Source organism: Marcopretia estuarina LEGE 06307 (genome assembly GCF_056633115.1).
The window spans coordinates 210,985-229,674 of the sequence record NZ_JBSJOY010000003.1; the positions used below are offsets into that span (position 1 = coordinate 210,985).

General features: G+C 67.0%; 19 protein-coding genes and 1 pseudogene. 10 read left to right on the forward strand and 10 right to left on the reverse strand.

The features are described 5' to 3' along the window. Positions 1-4: 4 nt before the first annotated feature. From ACWJI3_RS08635 to ACWJI3_RS08645, 3 genes are all read left to right on the forward strand, one after another. The gene (locus tag ACWJI3_RS08635; protein WP_094510246.1) at positions 5-1,183 is read left to right on the forward strand and encodes a pyridoxal phosphate-dependent aminotransferase; all 1,179 of its coding nucleotides are present in this window, start codon (positions 5-7) and stop codon (positions 1,181-1,183) included. A gap of 50 nt (positions 1,184-1,233) precedes the next feature. After that, on the forward strand, positions 1,234-1,878 hold the full coding sequence (locus ACWJI3_RS08640) for a GDSL-type esterase/lipase family protein (protein WP_255140955.1): 645 nt from the start codon (positions 1,234-1,236) through the stop codon (positions 1,876-1,878). A gap of 167 nt (positions 1,879-2,045) precedes the next feature. Then, positions 2,046-2,861 (forward strand): sigma-70 family RNA polymerase sigma factor, encoded by an 816-nt coding sequence (locus tag ACWJI3_RS08645; protein ID WP_480203455.1) that lies wholly within the window; start codon positions 2,046-2,048, stop codon positions 2,859-2,861. A gap of 16 nt (positions 2,862-2,877) precedes the next feature. On the opposite strand, the gene ACWJI3_RS08650 is transcribed toward ACWJI3_RS08645, so the two are convergent. Then, entirely contained in the window at positions 2,878-3,654 is a 777-nt protein-coding gene (locus ACWJI3_RS08650; RefSeq protein WP_480203587.1) for a DUF92 domain-containing protein, read from the reverse strand. Between the two features lie 199 nt (positions 3,655-3,853). On the opposite strand from ACWJI3_RS08650, the gene ACWJI3_RS08655 reads away from it, so the two are divergent. Then, positions 3,854-4,225, forward strand: a complete 372-nt coding sequence (locus ACWJI3_RS08655; protein ID WP_480203456.1) for a hypothetical protein — start codon at positions 3,854-3,856, stop codon at positions 4,223-4,225. A 37-nt stretch (positions 4,226-4,262) separates the two neighbouring features. On the opposite strand, the gene ACWJI3_RS08660 is transcribed toward ACWJI3_RS08655, so the two are convergent. After that, positions 4,263-5,252 (reverse strand): RsmE family RNA methyltransferase, encoded by a 990-nt coding sequence (locus ACWJI3_RS08660; RefSeq protein ID WP_480203457.1) that lies wholly within the window; start codon positions 5,250-5,252, stop codon positions 4,263-4,265. A 7-nt stretch (positions 5,253-5,259) separates the two neighbouring features. After that, positions 5,260-5,712 (reverse strand): DUF3531 family protein, encoded by a 453-nt coding sequence (locus ACWJI3_RS08665; protein ID WP_094510241.1) that lies wholly within the window; start codon positions 5,710-5,712, stop codon positions 5,260-5,262. Between the two features lie 67 nt (positions 5,713-5,779). Here ACWJI3_RS08665 and ACWJI3_RS08670 point away from each other — a divergent pair, with 67 nt between their 5' ends. Both ACWJI3_RS08670 and hslO read left to right on the forward strand, forming a co-directional pair. Further along, the gene (locus ACWJI3_RS08670; RefSeq protein WP_480203458.1) at positions 5,780-6,427 is read left to right on the forward strand and encodes an ABC transporter ATP-binding protein; all 648 of its coding nucleotides are present in this window, start codon (positions 5,780-5,782) and stop codon (positions 6,425-6,427) included. Between the two features lie 14 nt (positions 6,428-6,441). Beyond that, a complete protein-coding gene (gene hslO, locus ACWJI3_RS08675) occupies positions 6,442-7,356 on the forward strand; it encodes an Hsp33 family molecular chaperone HslO (protein ID WP_094510240.1) in 915 nt (304 codons plus the stop codon). Positions 7,357-7,536: 180 nt separating this feature from the next. Here the strand turns inward: hslO and ACWJI3_RS08680 are convergent, their stop codons facing one another. The 5 genes from ACWJI3_RS08680 to ACWJI3_RS08700 all read right to left on the reverse strand — a co-directional run bounded on the left by ACWJI3_RS08680 (position 7,537) and on the right by ACWJI3_RS08700 (position 11,848). Then, on the reverse strand, positions 7,537-8,250 hold the full coding sequence (locus ACWJI3_RS08680; protein WP_094510239.1) for a CPP1-like family protein: 714 nt from the start codon (positions 8,248-8,250) through the stop codon (positions 7,537-7,539). A gap of 87 nt (positions 8,251-8,337) precedes the next feature. After that, positions 8,338-8,562, reverse strand: coding sequence for a hypothetical protein (locus tag ACWJI3_RS08685; protein ID WP_094510238.1), 225 nt, complete (start codon positions 8,560-8,562; stop codon positions 8,338-8,340). A gap of 72 nt (positions 8,563-8,634) precedes the next feature. Beyond that, the gene (locus ACWJI3_RS08690; RefSeq protein ID WP_480203459.1) at positions 8,635-10,293 is read right to left on the reverse strand and encodes a peptide chain release factor 3; all 1,659 of its coding nucleotides are present in this window, start codon (positions 10,291-10,293) and stop codon (positions 8,635-8,637) included. A gap of 4 nt (positions 10,294-10,297) precedes the next feature. Next, positions 10,298-11,113, reverse strand: a complete 816-nt coding sequence (locus ACWJI3_RS08695; RefSeq protein ID WP_255099843.1) for a hypothetical protein — start codon at positions 11,111-11,113, stop codon at positions 10,298-10,300. A gap of 63 nt (positions 11,114-11,176) precedes the next feature. Further along, a complete protein-coding gene (locus ACWJI3_RS08700; RefSeq protein WP_480203460.1) occupies positions 11,177-11,848 on the reverse strand; it encodes a class I SAM-dependent methyltransferase in 672 nt (223 codons plus the stop codon). Positions 11,849-12,068: 220 nt separating this feature from the next. On the opposite strand from ACWJI3_RS08700, the gene nrdJ reads away from it, so the two are divergent. The 4 genes and pseudogenes from nrdJ to ACWJI3_RS08720 all read left to right on the forward strand — a co-directional run. After that, the gene (gene nrdJ, locus ACWJI3_RS08705; protein WP_233132734.1) at positions 12,069-14,372 is read left to right on the forward strand and encodes a ribonucleoside-triphosphate reductase, adenosylcobalamin-dependent; all 2,304 of its coding nucleotides are present in this window, start codon (positions 12,069-12,071) and stop codon (positions 14,370-14,372) included. Then, positions 14,369-15,307, forward strand: coding sequence for a 3'(2'),5'-bisphosphate nucleotidase CysQ family protein (locus tag ACWJI3_RS08710; protein ID WP_480203461.1), 939 nt, complete (start codon positions 14,369-14,371; stop codon positions 15,305-15,307). The genes nrdJ and ACWJI3_RS08710 overlap by 4 nt, the downstream gene beginning before the upstream one ends. 41 nt (positions 15,308-15,348) lie before the next feature. Next, positions 15,349-15,999, forward strand: a complete 651-nt coding sequence (gene cysC, locus ACWJI3_RS08715; RefSeq protein ID WP_480203462.1) for an adenylyl-sulfate kinase — start codon at positions 15,349-15,351, stop codon at positions 15,997-15,999. 264 nt (positions 16,000-16,263) lie between these two features. After that, positions 16,264-16,878 (forward strand): annotated as a pseudogene (locus ACWJI3_RS08720) (sugar nucleotidyltransferase); the annotation flags it as partial. 182 nt (positions 16,879-17,060) lie between these two features. Here ACWJI3_RS08720 and ACWJI3_RS08725 read toward each other — a convergent pair. Continuing rightward, positions 17,061-17,888 (reverse strand): DDE-type integrase/transposase/recombinase, encoded by an 828-nt coding sequence (locus ACWJI3_RS08725; RefSeq protein WP_480203463.1) that lies wholly within the window; start codon positions 17,886-17,888, stop codon positions 17,061-17,063. A 74-nt stretch (positions 17,889-17,962) separates the two neighbouring features. After that, positions 17,963-18,082: a transposase gene (locus ACWJI3_RS08730; protein WP_399220098.1), complete on the reverse strand. Its 120-nt coding sequence runs from the start codon at positions 18,080-18,082 to the stop codon at positions 17,963-17,965. Positions 18,083-18,690 lie beyond the last annotated feature (608 nt).

The window sequence follows — 18,690 nt, forward strand, 5'->3', positions numbered from 1 at the left end:
CTGAATGACCAGCCCGTTGGCACTTTCAGCCCGGGCCCGGGCCCTGCAGCCGTCCCTCACCCTGGCGATCACCGCCCGTGCGCGCGAGTTGCGGGCCGACGGCCATGACATCTGCAGCCTCAGCGCGGGTGAACCGGATTTCGAAACGCCCGCCTTCATCCGCCAGGCTGCCAGCCGGGCGCTGGAGGAAGGTGCCACGCGCTATGGACCCGCCGCCGGCGAACCCCTGCTGCGGCAAGCCCTGGCCCAGAAGCTGAGCGAGGAAAACGGTGTGCCCACCGCGGCCGATCAGGTGCTGGTCACCAACGGCGGCAAGCAGGCGCTCTACAACCTCTTCCAGGTGCTGCTCGACCCCGGCGACGAGGTGCTGCTGCCGGCCCCCTACTGGCTCAGCTATCCGGAGATGGCGCACCTGGCCGGCGCCACGGTGCGCGTGCTGCCCACCGCACCCGCTCAGGGCTTCCGGCTCCAACCCGACCAGCTCGAGGCCGCCATCACGGCCAACAGCAAGCTGCTGGTGATCAACAGCCCCTCCAACCCCTCGGGTCTGGTGCTCAGCCGGCAGGAGTTGGAGCAACTCGCTGCCGTGCTGCGTCGCCATCCGCAGGTGGCGGTGGTGAGCGATGAGATCTACGAATTCCTGCTGGCGCCGGGCCTGGAGCACCACAGCCTGGCGGCCCTCGCCCCCGACCTCGCCGACCGCATCTTCATCGTCAACGGCTTTGCCAAGGGCTGGGCGATGACCGGCTGGCGGGTGGGTTACCTCGCCGGCCGCAAGGATGTGATCGCCGCCGCCAGCGCCCTGCAGAGCCAGAGCACGAGCAACGTCTGCACCTTCGCCCAGTACGGCGCGCTGGCGGCGATCACCGCCCCGCGTGACTGCGTTCATGCCATGGCCCAGGAGTTCAACCAGCGCCGGGCGCTGCTGAGTGCCGGCCTGATGGCTCTGCCCGGCCTCACTCTGCAGCAGCCAGAAGGGGCCTTCTACGCCTTCCCGGACATCAGCGGCCACGGGCTTGATTCCATGACCTTCTCCAACCGGCTGCTGGAGGACCAGGGGCTGGCGGTGGTTCCCGGGGTGGCCTTCGGCGACGACCGCTGCATCCGCCTCTCGTGTGCAGCCTCTCCAGCCACCATCGACGACGGCCTGCAGCGCCTCAGCCGTTTCCTGAACCGTCTCTGACTCTCCCGGCACCCGGCACTGCGGCCTCACCCCCGCCCCGCAAGCTGATCGTGCTGGGCGACAGCGGGGTGTACGGCTGGGGAGACCCCGATGGGGGCGGCTGGTGCGAGCAGCTGCGGCGCCACTGGATGGAGATCCCGTGCGGGCCCGTGCTCTACAACCTCGGCGTGCGCGGCGACGGCCTGGAGCGGCTGGCGGCACGGTTGGAGGCGGAAGTGCGCTGCCGCGGTGAGCTGCGGCGCCAGGGGCCCCAGGGGATCCTGCTGGGCATCGGGCTGAACGACACGGCCCGCGTGGGGCGCCCGGATGGGCGCCACCAACTGGCCCCGGAGGCGTTCCTGTTCGGCCTGCAGCAACTGCTGCACCAGGCCGGGCAGCTGGCGCCGGTGATGGTGATCGGCCTCACCCCAGTGGATGAGGCGGTGATGCCCTTCGCCGGCTGTCTCTGGTACGACCTGGCCACCGTGCGCCACTACGAGGGCCTGCTGGAGGAAGCCTGCCTCGAAGCGGATGTGCCGTTCCTACCGCTGCTCGATGGCCTGCTGGAGGATCCGCACTGGCTGCGGCTGCTCGACAGCGACGGGCTGCACCTCAACAGCGCCGGACACCGGCGTCTCTATGAGCGTCTGAAACACTGGCCGGCCCTGTTGCGCTGGGCCTCACTGGAGCCGCAACAGAGCCGCACCCCTGCCTGAGCGCGCTGCTCATCACCCGCCTGACTGCCCGCCAGAGCCAGCGGCAACCTCCTTGATCTCACCCCTACGGGGGAGGCGAAATCACCGGGAGTGGGGATGGTGGGGAAGGGCCAGCCGGCGAGAAGGTGATTCCAAGGACTTCCCGTTGGCACCTCCGGTTCCCCACCATGACGCTCACCATCTTTCAACGCCGCAATCCCGAGCTGCTGGCGCAATACCAGCGCAGCGGCCATCCACGCGATCGCAACAAGATCGTGGAATTCAACCTGCCCCTGGTCCGGCAGGTGGCCAACCGCCTCCGGCCCCACACCGCCGTGCCGTTCGACGATCTGGTGCAACAGGGCTCGATCGGTCTGATCCGCGCGGTCGAAGCCTTCGATCCGGCCCAGGGCACATCCCTCAGCAGCTTCGCCGTGCCCTTCATCCGCGGGGCCATGCAGCACCACCTGCGCGACAACGAACAGCCGCTGAAAGCCTCACGCCTGCTGCGCGAGCTGCATCAGCGCGGGCAGACCCTCCAGCAGCAACGCCTTCACCAGCAGAAGCCCGCGCTCCGCGACGCGGAGCTGGCGGCCGCCCTGGGCTGCCCTGTCGCCCAGTGGCAGGAGGCCTGCAGCCTGCACTGGGCCCTGCAGTGCTCCAGCCTCGATGCGCCGGTTGGCACGGCTGAAGCCTCCAGCACCCCTCTGGTGGAGAAGCTCAGCGCCCGGGAAGCCCCCCATCCCTGCCGCGCCGATCGTCTGAGCGAATCCTCCTGCTCCGAGCCGGAACCGCAGCATTGGCTCAGGCAGCGGCTGCAAGACCTGGAGGTCAGCGAGCGGCGATTGCTGGAAGGGCGGGTGCTGGATGGGGCCTCCTGGCGCCAGCTGGGCGAGGAGCTGGGGATCCGGGCGCGGGTGGCCCAACGCCGCTTCGAACGGCTGGCGGCGCGGCTGCGCCAGGAACTCAGCAGAGAATGGGGGGATCTGTTCGCCCAGGCCTGAGTCAAGCGCCCCTGAATCAGGCGGCCAGGCCCAGCGCCATGGCGCCCCAGGCCAGCCCCATGGCGATCAACGCCGCCAGCAGCGTCTGGATTCCGTTCACGAGCTCGTTGGTCAGCCAGGCGAGCCGCGCCTGCAGGGTGGCGCCGATCCAGCTCTCCAGCAGGGTGGCCAGCACCCCCACCAGCAACACCAACAGCAGCGCGGGGGGCGATCCCAGCAACCCCAGCAACTTCAGCACCAGCACCATCACCGCGCTGCCCACCAGGCTGGCGCCCGTCCCCTCCAGACTGACCGCCCCTTCCGTACCGGCGGGTACCGGCCGCAGGGAGGTGATCAACACGGTGTGACGCCCCCAGCGCTTGCCGATCTCACTGCCGCAGGTGTCGGCAAGCTTGGCGGCGAAACTGGCCCCGAAACCCAGCAGCAGCAGCGGCACCGGCGCTCCAGGCACGGTGGTGAGCAGGGCCAGCACGGCCCCGGTGGCTGCGGAGCCCCACACGTTCTCCGGCCCCCGACGGCCACCCCGCGCTTCGGCCAGCCCCTGCTGCTGCTTCTGGCGAAAGCCCAGCCGGGTCACCAGGGAGCCCAGCACCAGATAGCCCACCACCGCAAACCAGCCGCGCCAGCCGAGCGCGCCCCACAGCAGTGTGCCGAGCACACCCGCGTGTACCCAGCCGGAGCGGGTGAGCAGGGGGAACCGCTGGACAGCGCTGATCAACAGGCCATGCAGCGCCAGCGCCAGCAGCCAGTGCTGGAGGGTCTGGGCCGGCAGCAGCGGTGGCGCCCCCAGCAACGCCTCAAGGCCCGTGAAGGGGGACACCGGCACCGGCACGGCCGACAGCAGCAGAACGCTCAAGGGGGCAGACCGCACAGGCCCCAGTCTCTTCAGCAGTGGCGTGGGCTGCCGCTCTCTGTTGCACTCCCCTAAGCGGCGTCGGTCCCCTGCAGGTGCCGGCGGATAATCACAGCCAACGTCCCGTCTTCGGATCACCATGCTGTTCAAGCGCAAGGGCTCGTTCTTCATCGACTTCGACAAGAACGCCACCGCTGAGCCGGTGACCGTGGCCCCTGTGACGGTGGCTCCGGCGGCTCCTGTGGCTCCACCCACCAGCGCGGATCCCGCTGCAGCCACCGCAGGGCCAGCAGCAGAGGCCGGCGTCGCTGCAGCGGGCAGCGTGCTCACCACCGCAGAAGCGATGGCGGCAGAGCTGCGGCGTGAACAGGACAACCTGCCGCCTCCTTCGCTGGTCACCTTCTCGCCCGAGTGCCTCACCCCCGCCGGCGCCCTCTCCCGCCGCCGCCGGCTGGCCGGGGCCAACATCGGCCCGTTCAAGGCGATGGCCGCCAGCCTGATGAAGAGCTGAGCGCGGCAATCTGCGACCCAGGGATCCAGCCGCCGATTCAGCCGCCGCTTGATCTCGCTCGCCTGGATCCCGCTCGCCAGGCACTCAGCAGGCTCAGACCTGCCACAGCCGCCGTCGAGGTGCGCAGGATCGTCGGGCCCAGGCTCACCGCTTGCCAGCCCGCGTCCACCGCCACCTGCTCCTCCGCCGGCGTCCAGCCCCCCTCAGGCCCGATCGCCAGGCGGGCGATAGCCCCACAATGCGCAGCACCGGGGACTTGACCACCGCCCAGCTCCGCCACGCCGCGCAGGTCTGCCCCGGAACCCAGCGCTGCCCCGGCGCGCCACTCTGAGCCAGCAGGCAGGGCTCCCGACCCCAGCAGCTCACTCAGCAGCGGCAGGTCGGCCGCCCGGGTGGTGGCCAGCCAGCAACGCTGGCCGGGCTCCGAGCGCGCTGCAGGGCTGGACGGCGAAGCCGGATTCCGGAACCAGGCGGCGGCGGCCATGGGCTCCAGCAGCTGCGGCAGCCACAGACGCTCGCACTGCTCACAGGCCTCCCGCACGATCGCCTGCCAGCGTTCCCACCGGCCCGGCCCACCGGTTTCCGCCCCCCGCACGCCGCGCTCGGCCAGCAGCGGCTGAAGGCGGTCGACCCCCAGTTCGCAGCTCATGCGCAGCACGGTGTCGAAATCGCGGCGGGGCACTGCCACCGCCAGCTCCAGCAGGGGCGAGGGCAAGGGCTCGACCGCAAGGGGTGCCGCCAGGGGCTGCTCCAGCCGGGCGCTGCTGCGATCGGTCAGCAGCGCGCTCCACAGCTGGCCGGCACCGTCGACCACCGCAAAGCGATCGCCGGGGCCATAGCGGAGCACCCGCGTGAGGTAGCGGCTTTCGCCGTCTTCCAACCGCAGGATGGGCAGATCCTCCTCGCAGGCGGGCGGTGCAGCTTGCCCGCCTGCGGCGGCTTTCGCAGCCAGCGAATCGGGCGGCTCAGACGCCGCCCGGGCAAGGCGCCCGGGCTCGATCAACAGACGACGCAGCTCCCGGGTCACACCGCGCTCAATTGACCCCGGGGGCGAACATCGCATCGGGCTGGTCTTCCACCGGCCAGTCGTCGTTGAGACCGCCTATCACCAGTTCCTCAATCTCCACCACGTCGTTGTCGAGCTGCCGCAGGGCGTTGATCAGCACATCAAGGGCAACGCCATCGCTGGTGCCGAGATCCACCCAGCAGCGGGCCCAGTCCTCCTGGTATTCCAGTTCGCCCATGTTGTGCATCAACGCCGGCAGGGCCCGTTCAGCGTCGTCGCCGTCGTAGGTCATCCAGCTGAGATCCACGCCCTCCTCATGCACCTGAAGGTTCTCGGCATTGAAGCCGCCCAGCTTGCCGAGAAAGAACCAGCTCTCGAAGGTCGTATCGATGTAGCCGCGCTCCCCCTGCCCGGGCGGAGCAGCAAAACGCACCCAGATCCAGCAGTTGAAGGGATCCACATCCCGAAAGCGGACGTCCATGGGAGAAGGCAGCGTGCTTGCCCCCATCAAACACGCATCCAGCAAGCTGGGGGAAGCGAAACCCGCCATGCTCGAGCTTCGATCCCTGCGCTATCACCCGGCCACCACCCCAGCCGCCCTGCTCGACGGGGTGGAGCTGCGCCTGGAGCCGGGCCGGCCCGCCCTGGTGGCCGGGCAGAGCGGCTCAGGCAAGACCACCCTGCTGGAGCTGATCTGCGGTCTGGCGGACCCCGATGGCGGCGCGATCCTGTGGGAAGGGCAGGCGTTGAACGCCAGGCAGCGGCGCGGGCTCTGCGGCCTGGTGTTTCAGTTTCCCGAGCGCCATTTCCTCGGCCTCACGGTGGGCCAGGAGCTGAAGCTGGGTCAGCGGCGGCTGGCGTCGGAACGGGTCGAACAGGTGCTCATCCGGGTGGGGCTGCAGGGGCTGTCGCTGCAGCAGCAGCCGGAGCGGCTCAGCGGCGGCCAGCAGCGGCGGCTGGCGCTGGCGGTGCAGTTGCTGCGCGATCCGCCCGTGCTGCTGCTGGATGAACCCACCGCCGGCCTCGACTGGTCGGTGCGGGAAGAGGTGCTGCAACTGCTGCAACTGCTGGCGCGGGACCGGGTGCTGCTGGTGGTGACCCACGAACCGGAGCTGTTCAAGGGCTGGGTGAAGGAAGGCTGGCGGCTGCAGGGCGGGGCGCTTCAGCCCCTGCCGAGGCTCCGTACGATGCCCTGAGTTGGGGCGGGGCGATGCCCGATCGATTGGTACGGGCCACGGCCGCCGATGGCGGCATCCGCATGGTGGCGGCCCTCACGACCGTCACCACGCGCTACGCCCGTCGTCGCCACGGCCTCTCGTACCTCACCACCGCCGTGCTGGGCCGGGCGATGACCGCCGGTCTGCTGCTGGCCAGTTCGATGAAGGTGGCCCACGGACGGGTGAACCTGCGCATCCAGTCGGACGGACCGCTGCGCGGCCTGATGGTGGATGCGGGCCGGGACGGCACCGTGCGCGGCTACGTGGGGGCGCCGGGCCTGGAGCTCGATCTGGTGGAAACGCCCGAGGGCCTGCACCGCTTCGACTTCCGCAAGGCCACGGGCACCGGCTATCTGCACGTGGTGCGCGACCAGGGCAAGGGCGAGCCGTTCAGCAGCACGGTGGAGCTGGTGAGCGGCGGCATCGGTGATGACGTGGCCTCTTACCTGCTCCATTCCGAGCAGACCCCGTCGGCGGTGTTCGTCGGTGAGCAGATCGACAGCAGCGGTGTGCGTTGCGCCGGTGGGGTGCTGGTACAGGTGCTGCCCAAGGCGGCCCGGGAACCGGCGCTGGTGGCCCTGCTGGAGGAGCGCTGCCGCGAGATTCAGGGGTTCAGCCAGCGGCTCGCCGACTGCAGCGGCGATCTGCAACGCCTGCTGGAAGACATCTTCCCGGACCTCGATCCCCAGCTCCTGGAGGATGCGGAGGCCAGCCAGAACGTCACCTTCCACTGCCCCTGCACCCGCAGGCGCAGCGTCAATGCCTTGCGGCTGCTGGGGCGTGACGAGCTCGACACGATCCTGCGCGAAGACGGCCGCGCCGAGCTCACCTGCCATTTCTGCAACGAGGTGTACGGCGTGGAGGCGCCCGAGCTGCGGGAACTGATCGAGGAGCTGGCGGCTGTCTGAAGGCCACAGGCGCCTGAGCCGGAAGCGAACTGCAGGCTCACAGCCCTCAACTGAGCGTGCGGAGGCAAAGTCTGCACCCGGCAGGCATGGAAGCCTGCACGAGCTGTGAGCGTGCCCTAGGGGCATCACTGGCGTGACCCCACCAGACTCAACCAGGGCGACACAAACCTTCGGCAGCCGTCAGGCCAGCAGCAGGGCACCCAGCAACAGCAGGATCAGTGCCGGCAGGCTCTGGAGCTGTTCGCCCGCCAGCGGCAGCCCGAGCGGCAAGGCCGGATCTACCAGTTGGGCGAGCACGCCGCCCATCAGCAGGCCGAGGCCCAGCAGAGCGAAGCTCCAGCCCACCGCCGCCAGAAACCGGCCGTTGCGCCGCTGCAGGTTCACCACCGTGAGCAGGGTGGAGAGGGCGAGCAGCACCGTGTCGGAGGACGGGGGGGACACCAGGAGCAGCAGCAGGATCGCCCCCTGCCCGGCCAGGGGCACCCAGCGCTCACGGCCCTCGGCCAGGGCCAGGCGGGGCATCGAGAACTTCGGCCGCGTGAGTTTGCCGCCAGAGAGCTGGGGCAAGGAAGGCATGGCCGGCAGGGCAGGCCTGGAGGGGGCCCGGGCGATCACGGCCGGCTTCACCTCTTCCCGCTTCGAGGCACTGAGGGCGGCGCTGCTGACCCGGCCCTGTTGCCGCTCCCGCAGCCGTTCCATCAGTACGGCGTCGTAGGCGGCTTCCACGCGGGCGCGGGCCTGGGGGTCGTCTCCTACCGCATCAAGGCACTGCTGACGCGCTCCCTGAACTTCGTCGAAGCTGGCATCAGAAGCGATGCCGAGCCGTTCGTAGGGGCTGGAACCATCGCTGGGGCCGCCGGTCGCGCCGGGGGGCAGGGCAGAACCGTTGGTCATGGCCTCCGGTGCGGTGAGCAGGGTCGTGGTACGAGCGTATCGAGGCGCGCCCCATCCGGAGGCCTCCGCTGCCACCGAACCAGTGCTTCAGAACAAAGGTTCGCTGGAGTGGAAACCGCCTTCCTGCTGAAGATGCCGGCGGCAGGCTTCTGCCTCTTTGAGCGGCAACCACTGGCGCCGCTTCAGTAAAGGCATCTGGGGCGGGAGGTGACTGCCTTCGCGCACCTCGACGGCTTCCTGGCTGGGGAGGAAGCGCACGTAGTCGGAGCCTCCGTCGTGGCGGGGGCGAACCAGCCAGAAGGGCTCGGCCATGGCTGTGATCTTTCGTTGCAAAGATTCTGGCGGGCCGGGAGCAGCGCCGTGGGCACCCGCATCAGCAAATGCTCAGAGGGCGATCGGCTCCACGCCGCTCACCACCGGCGCCACGGCGCTGAGCTCGAAGGCGGGGTGGTCTTCCAGCAGCTGGTTGAGATTCCACTCGTTCTTGAACAGCAGCACCGGCCGGTCCCAGGCGTCGCGCACGGTCTTGCAATTGAAGATGCGCCCCACCGCCTCCAGCGCGGCCCAACCGCCCACCACCCAGCGGGCCACGCTGAAGCCGAGGGGCTCAAGGCGCGTTTCGACTCCATATTCGTTCTGAAGCCGGTATTGCACCACCTCCATCTGCAGCTGGCCCACGGCCGCCAGGATCGGGTCGCGCTTGCTGGCATCGGTGTCATAGAGGATCTGCACGGCTCCCTCCTCCCGCAGCTCGTTCACCCCCTTGCGGAAGCTCTTGAACGCCGATGGGTTGGGGTTGCGCAGCCAGGCGAACAGTTCAGGGCTGAAGCAGGGAATACCTTCGTATTCCACCTTGCTGCCGGCATAGAGGGTGTCGCCGATGGCGAACATGCCGGGATTGTTCAGGCCGATCACATCACCGGGATAGGCGTCCTCCACCACCTCACGGTCCTGCCCGAACAGCTTCTGGGGACGAGAGAGGCGGATGGTGCGGCCGCTGCGGGCATGCCGCACGCTCATGTCCTTCTCGAAGTGGCCGCTGCAGACCCGCACGAAGGCAATGCGGTCGCGGTGGCGCGGGTCCATGTTGGCCTGCAGCTTGAACACGAAGCCGCTGAACTCCGGCCGCAGCGGATCCACCGGGCCGTCGCTGCTCAGCCGCGCCACCGGCCGCTGCGCCAGCTCCAGGAAGGCATCCAGGAAGGGACGCACGCCGAAGTTGGTCATCGCCGAACCGAAGAACACCGGGCTCAGTTCGCCGGCATGCACCAGCTCCAGATCGAGCTCGGCGCCGGCACCATCGAGCAGCTCCAGTTCCTCCAGCGCCGCCGCCAGCAGTTCCGGTTCCACCAGCCGAGCCAGCTCGGGGCTGCCTGCCGCCAGGCGCTTCTCCGCCGACTGGCGGCCCCGCTCCGCCCGCTCGAACAGGATCACGTCCTTGCTGCGGCGATCGATCACGCCACGGAAACGATCACCGCTGCCGATCGGCCAGTTCACCGGCCAGCAGGTGAGGCCCAGCTCACTTTCAATCTCATCGATCAGCTCGAGCGGCTCGCGGCCCGGCCGGTCCATCTTGTTGATGAAGGTGAAGATCGGCACCTTGCGCAGCCGGCAGACCTCGAACAACTTGCGGGTCTGTGGTTCGAGGCCCTTGGCGGCGTCTTCCAGCATCACTGCGTTGTCGGCAGCGGCGAGGGTGCGGTAGGTGTCTTCCGAGAAATCCTGGTGGCCTGGCGTGTCGAGCAGGTTCACCGTGCTGCCGGCGTAGTCGAACTGCAGCACGGTGGAGGTGATCGAGATGCCGCGTTGTTTCTCGATCTCCATCCAGTCGGAGGTGACCTTGCGCTGCTCTCCCTTGGCCTTCACCGCACCGGCCTGCTGAATCGCCCCCCCGTAGAGCAGCAGCTTCTCGGTGAGGGTGGTCTTGCCCGCGTCCGGGTGGGAAATGATCGCGAAGTTGCGCCGCTTCGCCACCGCTTCAGCCAGGGCAACCCCGGCCATGTCGTCGCTGGGGGAAACGGGTGGGGGGGAGGCGCTGGTCATGGTCTCAGCCTGCCAGGCCGAGGCGGCTGTCCGGCCGGCAGAGGCTGCGCAGCAGGTGGGCACCGAGGGCCAGATCCCGCTGATGACTGAAGGCCTCCAGCTCCAGCTGGCGCACCAGGGGGGGGATGCGGGCGTAGAGAGGCTGGGCGAGCAGTTCCCGCGCTTCCGGCGACAGGCGTACCGGCAGGCCCAGGGGGGTGGGCGGCCGCCTGAGGCCGCCTGCTCGGCAGCTCTGGGCCACATGGATGGCCTCGTGGTTGAGCACAGCGGCGAAATCAAGGGTGCCGCGGTCGGGCACATCCGGCCGGATCCGGATCACCGCCTCACGGGGCACCCATTCGCCGGCCGCCGCCGCCACCCGCGGGGTGGTCAGCTCCACCCGCACCCCCAGGCCCCACAGCTGGGCGAGCAGGGAAGTGATGGCGGACCGCTCGGCGGTATAGCGGGGCGGATTGCGCAGCAGGTCGTGGATCTGGGCCATGGTGAGATCTCTTTCACCACGGCGCTGCCGGTACACATAGCGGAGTCGGCCATCGGGCAACCGTTGCGGGCGGGGCAACCAGGCCTGATCACCGGCATCGAGCCGGGCGAACAGCAGCGCTTCCCAGGTGGGCTGGATCGGACCGATGCTGGCCGGAGGCGCCTGCAACCAGGCGGGGGGGCGCAGAGCCTGTGCCACCACCGGTGCGCTCGCCAGTGGCACAAGGCCCATGGCGGCTACCGCGATGGCAAGAACAGCCGCGGTGGCGGCGCCGGTGGCTGGGGCCAGCGCCAGGGCAGGCCCCCAGGGCCGGCGCCAACGGCGGGCGTGGGGCAGCACGGAGAGAAGTGCAGCAACGACGGAGCCCCTTTGGTTTAGCGGCAGCCGGTGGCTCCCCGCCGTTCAGGCCAATCGTCCCCAGACCTCCAGGTAGCGGTCGTCGAGCTCCCGCACCGCCAACCCCTTGATCCCCGCCTGCTGGAGCTGCGCCTCCACCTCCACGCGGCGAAAGGCCGCCCGCAGCGACTGGGCGTAATCACGCCGCAGCACGGGCGGAGCACCGGCGGCATGGCGCTGCACCAGCTCTTCCAGGGCCGCAGGATCCGACGGACGGCGCAGATCCTTGATGCAGATGGCCGCTCCGGGGGCCGCCAGCCGGCGCACCGCCTGCCACAGCACCAGCGGATCGTGCAGATGGTGCAGAAGGCTGTTGCTGACCACCGCCGTCCAGCGGCCCTCCTGCGGCAGGGCACCCCCCGGCGTCAGCAACAGGTGCTTAAAGCTCAGCCCTGGCCAGCGGTCCGGCGTGGCCTGCAGGCGCGCGGCGGCGATCGCCAGCATGGCGGGGGCGCCATCGAGGCCCAGCACCCGGGCCGTGGGATAACGCTCCGCCAGCAGGAAGCTGATGTTGCCGGGTCCGCAACCCAGATCGATGATCCGCGGCCCCAGCTGTGGCCCGAACAGGTCCACGGTGCGCTTGAGCAGGGCGCGGTCACCGGCAGCGAAGTCGGCGTCGGCATAGGCGCGCGCCTGCTCGGCGTCGTCCATCAGCTCGGGCTCGCAGATCCGCTCCATGGCCACCACCGCAGCGCCGCCAGCCTGGCGCAGGCCTGGCGGGGCGGCAGCCGGCGCTGGTGGGGCGGTCAGCCCCTGGAGAGCCGCACAGACACTGCCGCTGGTGCAGGATGAACCTTGCGCACCCCACAGGTGGGGTTAAGGTTTCTCCACGCGCCACGCTGCCCCTGTTTCCGTGACCCTCTCCGCCACGCCTGCCACCGCAGCCGAGCTCACCCGGCTGGCTGGCCTGCCAGAAGCCGCCGCTGCGGATTTCCCCGTCACGGCGCCGGCGGCGAACCCGGTCTTCTACCGCACCTACAGCCGCAAGACTCCGAACGGACGCGAAAGCTGGCAGGAGGTGAGCGAGCGCAACCTCGAAGGGCTGCGCAGGCTCGGCAACCTCAACGCCGAGGAAGTGGCCCTGTTGCGCCGGATGCATAAACGGCAGCAGGCTCTGCCCTCAGGGCGTTGGCTGTGGATCGGTGGCACCGACTGGATCGAGCAGCCCCAGAACTTCTCCGGCGCCTACAACTGCACCTCCACCAACCTGATCGACTGGGAAGCCTTCGGTCTGATGATGGACCTGGCGATGATGGGCTGCGGCACGGGCGCCATCATCGAGCCTCGGCTGATCGATCGCTTGCCTGCGGTGCGCAACCGCCTGCGGATCACCTCCGTCACCGACATCGGCGCCACTCCCGCCGGCCAGCGCCAGGAGCACACCACCCACACGATTACGGGCCACGACGTGGCGATCAAGGTGGGCGACACCCGCCGCGGCTGGGTGGACAGCTACCAGCTCCTGCTGGAGCTCAGCAGCGATGTCCGCTTCGACGGTGAGGTGACGGTCAGCGTTGACCTCTCCGATGTGCGTCCTGTGGGCGAAACGCTCAAGGGGTTCGGCGGCATGGCCAACCCGGTGAAGCTCAAAGACCTCTACGGGCGCGTCGCCGAGATCCTCAACAAGGCCCATGGCCGCCAGCTCAGCTCAGTGGAATGCTGCCTGCTGATCGATGAGGCGGCCGTCACGATCGTGGCCGGCAACATCCGCCGCAGTGCGGGCATGCGGCAATTCTGCGCAGACGACGCCTCCGCGGCCGGCGCCAAGGAGAACCTCTGGCAGCAGGACGCGGAAGGCAACTGGCGCATCGACCCCGAGCGCGATGCGCTGCGCATGGCCAACCACACACGCGTGTTCCATACCCGCCCCAGCCGCGAGGTGGTGCGGGAGGCGGTGCTCAAGCAGTTCCAGAGCGGCGAAGGCGCCATCCAGTTCGCCCCCGAGGCGATCGCCCGCTCGAATGCCGACCTGCTGTCCACCCCTGAACTGCGCAGCGAGTTCATCACCATCTACTGCGATCAGGGCCGTGAGGAAGCGGGCCGCTGGCTGCAGCTGAACCATCCGCAGATCACGGACGCCGAACTTGAGCACCGCCTCAGCCGCTACGGCCTCAACCCCTGCGGCGAGATCCTCGGCGCCGATTTCCACTGCAACCTGGCGGAGATTCACCTCAACCAGATCGACCCCGCCGACCACGAGGGCCAGGCGGATGCCTTCCGCGCCGCCGGTCTGGCGGTGGCCTGCCTGCTGAACCACCGCTTTGAGGTGGAGCGTTACCGCCAGAGCCGTGCCTGGGATCCGATCGTGGGTGTGAGCTTCACGGGCCTGTTCGATTTCTTCGTGCATGCCTTCGGCACCCCCTGGCTCAATTGGTGGGAGGAGGGCCGTCCGGACAGCGAGGCCGGGCTGGCGTTCAAGCAACAGGAAGCCGCCTACCTATCGCGCTGGAAGACGGCGGTGAACGAGGCCGTGTGGGACTACTGCGACCGCCATGGTCTGCGCCGCCCGAACCGCTGCACCACGGTGCAGCCCGCCGGCACCAAGAGCCTGCTCACCGGCGCCAGCCCCGGCTGGCATCCGCCCAAGGCCCAGCGCTTCATCCGCCGCATCACCTTCCGCAAGAACGATCCGGTGGCACTCGCCTGCATGGATTACGGCTACACGATCGTGCCGAGCCAGAGCGACAAGGATGAACAGGGCCGCCTGCTGGATGATCCGTTTGATCCCCGCTGCACCGAGTGGCTGGTGGAAATCCCCACCGAAGTGAGCTGGGCCAACCTGCCCGGCGCCGACGCCGTGGAGATCAACAGCTTCTCGGCGCTGGCCCAGTTTGACTTCTACATGCAGGTCCAACAGCACTACACCGCCCACAACACCTCAGCCACGGTCGAGTTCCGCGAAAACGAAATCGAACCTCTCGCTGAAGCCATTCACGCAGCGATCGATCAAGGCAAGGGGTACATCTCGGCGGCGCTTCTGGCCCGCTTCGATGCCAACGCCACCTTCCCCCGCCTGCCGTTCGAGCCGATCGACCAGGCCACTTACCAGCGCCTACAGGAGGAGGTGGCGGCGCGGCGCCGCGAATTCGATTTCTTCGCCTCCCTGCAGCGCTACGACAACGGCGAACTGGTGGAGGCGGGTCCAGCCGGCTGCGACTCCGACAAATGCCTGCTGCCGCTGGCCAAGCCCCAGAAACCATGAAGGAGCTCTACTTCGCAGACAGCACGCTCGCCGGCCATCAAGTCGCCACGGTTCTCACTGCCGTACGGCGGCTGTGCTGGGAGGCGGCGGCCATCCTGCGGGCCTATGCCCGCGGTGACATCCCTCCGTTCGGCTATCCGCCGATCCTCTCGGTGGATGAGGATCCCAAAGGGCCAGTCACGGCAGCCGATCTTGCCGTCAACGAGCATCTGATCAAGGGGCTTCAGAGCGCCTTCCCAGCAGCCTCCTGGGCCATCCTCAGCGAGGAGACCACGGGTCAGTGGCCCGCCGATCAGGCCATCGCCAACGACTGGCTCTGGATCCTCGACCCCCTCGATGGCACCAAGGACTTCCTTCAGGGCACCGGCGAATACGCCGTGCATCTGGCCCTGGTGCACCAGCAGCGGCCTGCCCTCGGGGTGGTTCTGCTGCCAGAGCTCGATGAGCTCTGGTTCGGCTGGCTCGACCCCGACGGGATCGAGCCGCCCGCCGCCTGGAAGGAAGCGCCGGACGGGGAACGTCATGCCCCTTCCCTGAGCGGGCGCACAGCACTGTCGAGCCTGATTCCAGTCACCAGCCGCAGCCACCGCGACGACCGGCTGGAACAGCTGATGACCTCACTGCCGATCGCCAGCGGCATCGCGCGCGGGAGTGTGGGGGGGAAGGTGGCGTCGATCCTGCGCGGCGAAACCGACCTCTACATCTCCCTGTCCGGCAAGACAGCTCCGAAGGACTGGGACATGGCGGCTCCCGAAGCGGTGCTGCTGGCAGCAGGTGGCGCCTTCACTCACGCCGATGGGCGGCCTTTGCTGTACAACACTGGGGACTTCCGCCAGGCCGGTTGCCTGATTGCCAGCCACGGACCTGCCCACCAGGTTCTCTGCGATGCCGCGGCAGCAGCCATGGCCCGCATTGATCCGGCGGCAGCGCTCTGAACTGGCGGTGCTCTCCACTCCTGTACCCTGCCGATCCTTCCATGCCTGTGAATGCAAGCGGTGAAGCCAGCAACGTGATCAAATCCAGCAACATCGTCTGGCATCAGGCTTCGGTGGATCGCAGCAGCCAGGCGGAGAGGCAAGGTCACAACAGTGCCATCCTCTGGTTCACCGGGCTCTCGGGCAGCGGCAAGAGCACCCTTGCCAATGCGGTGAATGCGGAGTTGTTCACCCGCGGGCTCAGCAGTTACGTACTGGACGGCGACAACATCCGCCACGGCCTCTGCAAAGACCTGGGCTTCTCGGATCACGACCGGGAGGAGAACATCCGGCGGATCGGAGAAGTAGCAAAGCTGTTCCTTGACGCGGGCGTGATTGTTCTTACGGCGTTCGTCTCCCCCTTCCGCGCCGATCGCGACAAAGCCCGGGGGCTTGTCGGTGAGGGAGATTTCATCGAGATTCACTGTGCCGCCGACCTGCAGGCCTGCGAAAATCGGGACCCGAAGGGGCTTTATGCCAAAGCACGTGCCGGTGAAATCAAAGAGTTCACGGGAATCTCCAGCCCCTATGAGGCGCCGGCTGCCCCGGAACTGCGAGTGGAAACCGGAACATTAGATGTGAACCAGTGCGTAGATCTGGTGATGCGCGAACTGGAATCCCGAGAGATCCTGCCATCACCAGCTGGCAGTTGACACCACAAGCTTGACTCTGGCCCTTATCGCTCTACACGCTGCTGCGGTCATTGACACTCTGTGGCAAGCACAGCTTATGCTTCCATTAAAGATCACGCAGCAGCCCCCATGGCGAATCCCCCGAAACAACCATGCGTTGATTTCCATCGACGCAACACACATAAAGCATGCTTAAATACAACAATGACACTGTAGAACACGAGCAAATCTCAATCAACTACATCAACACATCAACAAGCTCCACTTCATCCAAACAGAAAAGGAATCATTCTTGCCGGTGGAAGTGGAGCTCGCTTGGCGCCGCTGACCACAGCCATCAGCAAACAACTGATGCCTGTTTACGACAAGCCTATGATCTACTACCCACTCAGCACCTTAATGCTGGGAGGAATCACTGAAATCCTTGTCATCACCACCCCCAACGACCAAGAAGCTTTTCGAAGGTTGCTGGACAATTGAAAACAATGAGGAATCACGATTGAATACGCCATTCAACCCAGCCCTGGTGGGTTAGCGCAGGCTTTTTTTAATCGGCGAGCACTTTCTGGGCAACTCGCATGCCGCGTTGGTGCTCGGGGACAATCTCTTCCACGGACACGACCTAGTGCCACAACTGTTGTGCGCAGGGGTCGGAGAACCTGAAGCCACCGTGTTTGCCTATCCAGTTAGCGACCCTGAACGCTATGGGATTGTGGAGTTTGAAGCCAACGGTAAAGTGCGCTCCATTGAAGAGAAGCCGGCAAAACCAAAGCCGCGCTAGGCGCTGACGGGGCTCTATTCTTTTGACAACACTGTGGTTGAAGGAGCCAAGAGTCTCCCTCCTCACGTGGCGAACTGGAAATCACAGATCTAAATCTGCTCTACCTCAACGACGGCATGTCATTGCAGCCAACCAAAGGAAACCCCAAGGATGGTCACTCATCAATGTGGACTCGTTCGCGATCGAAGGTCCACTGCTGTTCACGCCAAAGCTGATCAGTGACGAGAGGGGGGTTTTCTACGAAAGCTGGAAGATCAAGAGTTTTGCCATCTGCCTGGGCATGGACCCCGACGTGCCCCCCTTATCGGTTCAGGCCTGATGAGAGTGGATGGTTGTGGTCATGCGGCAGCTCCCTGTTGAGCTGCCTCCAGGGGCGTACGCCCCTGGAGGGCCGAGTGTGGCCTGTAGACGAAGTCGAGCGGAGCTCATACGACTCCGCAAACCCGTCCTGCAACGGGGATCCTGGCTCGATGGTGGCCGTGGTTGTTCCGCTGGTCTCGCACCAGCCAGGTAAGGCCTGGGAGATGAATTCCGGGCCGTTATCTGACCGGATAAACGCTGGTGCCTGGTAGAGGCCGGTGAGCTCCTTCAGCACCGCCACTACGTCCTTGGCCTTGCAGCGCCTGCCTACCCGGATGGCCAGGCAGAGGCGGCTGTACTCGTCGATCACGTTCAGGATTTTGAGCCGACGGCCATCGGCGGTGGCGTCGAACTGGAAGTCCATGGCCCATACCTGGTGGGGATGTTCCGCCCGGTAACGCCTCACCGAGCCGTCGGCAGGCCGTGCCCGCTTCCGTGTCCTGGGAATGGGCCGCTGCAGGCCTTCCTCCCGCCAGAACCGTTGCACCCGCTTCTGGTTCACTGTCCAGCCCTTCCGCCGCAGGAGGCGGTAGGCCATGCGGCGGCCCCAGCGAATGTGGTCAGCCGCGATCTGCCGCAAGCGATGCCGCAGCTTGACCTCCTCCAGTTCGATCACCTTGCCCCCATGGCGATGGGTGCTGCGGTGCTGGCCCACCACACGGCAGGCCAGCCGCTCCGAAACCCGGAAGTGTGCGCGCGAGACCTCAACGGCCCAGCGCCGACGTTCCGGGCTCAGAAGTTTCCCGCCGCACCGCAAGGTGCCCCTCATGGCACAACAAGGCCCTACTGCTTCTCTTCGAGAAGGCTCCGGCTAGAGCCGGGCGTTCTCCTTCTCCAGCTGAGTCAGCCGTCTGGCTTCCTCGGCCTGCATCCCCCGTACTGCTGTCTCCAGCGGTGGTACGTCGGCTGCGTCACCTCGATGACGCGGCAGACCTCCGCGACGGTCTTGCCCTGGGCGATCAGTTGCTACGCCGTTTTGAGCTTGCGGATGATCTGCTCGGCTGTGTGCCTGGTGCGTTTCATGGTCGAATCCCCGGCCCAATCTGGCCGGCTGAGGATCTCATTCACCCTGGACCGGTTTTCGGGGTCCACGTCACTTCCTCCATTTGTAGGGGCTGACCACATGAATGCACAGCTCCTGGGAAATCCTGACCACGCTTTGCCGGTGCGGCGGGATCATCCGTGTGGAGAGGTGTCATCTCTACTGGCAGAGAGGAGTCCTGTGGGTCGCTCAGATTGATGGACGTTTTCAGATACGCCACCAGATCCATCTCCGCCAGACACATCTCGCGACAGAGGCTTCGCCAAGCCATCGGCCTCAGGAAGCGTGCGCGTCTTGGCAGTAATCTGATCAGAGTTACCGTAGGCGCAGACTTCCAAGAAGCGGTCTGGAGCTATTGCCACCGATTGAACCCAGCTCTCATCTGCAATAACAAGGGGAGTTTAAACGAGTGCCTGGAATTTGCAGGCTCTCCCTAAGCACGTGTGGGCGATGGTCACGAAGCTGATCCCACAGAAGTTTGTTATTGTCGTTGATCGAGATGAATGGAAGTCTTACCCACCCAGTCTAC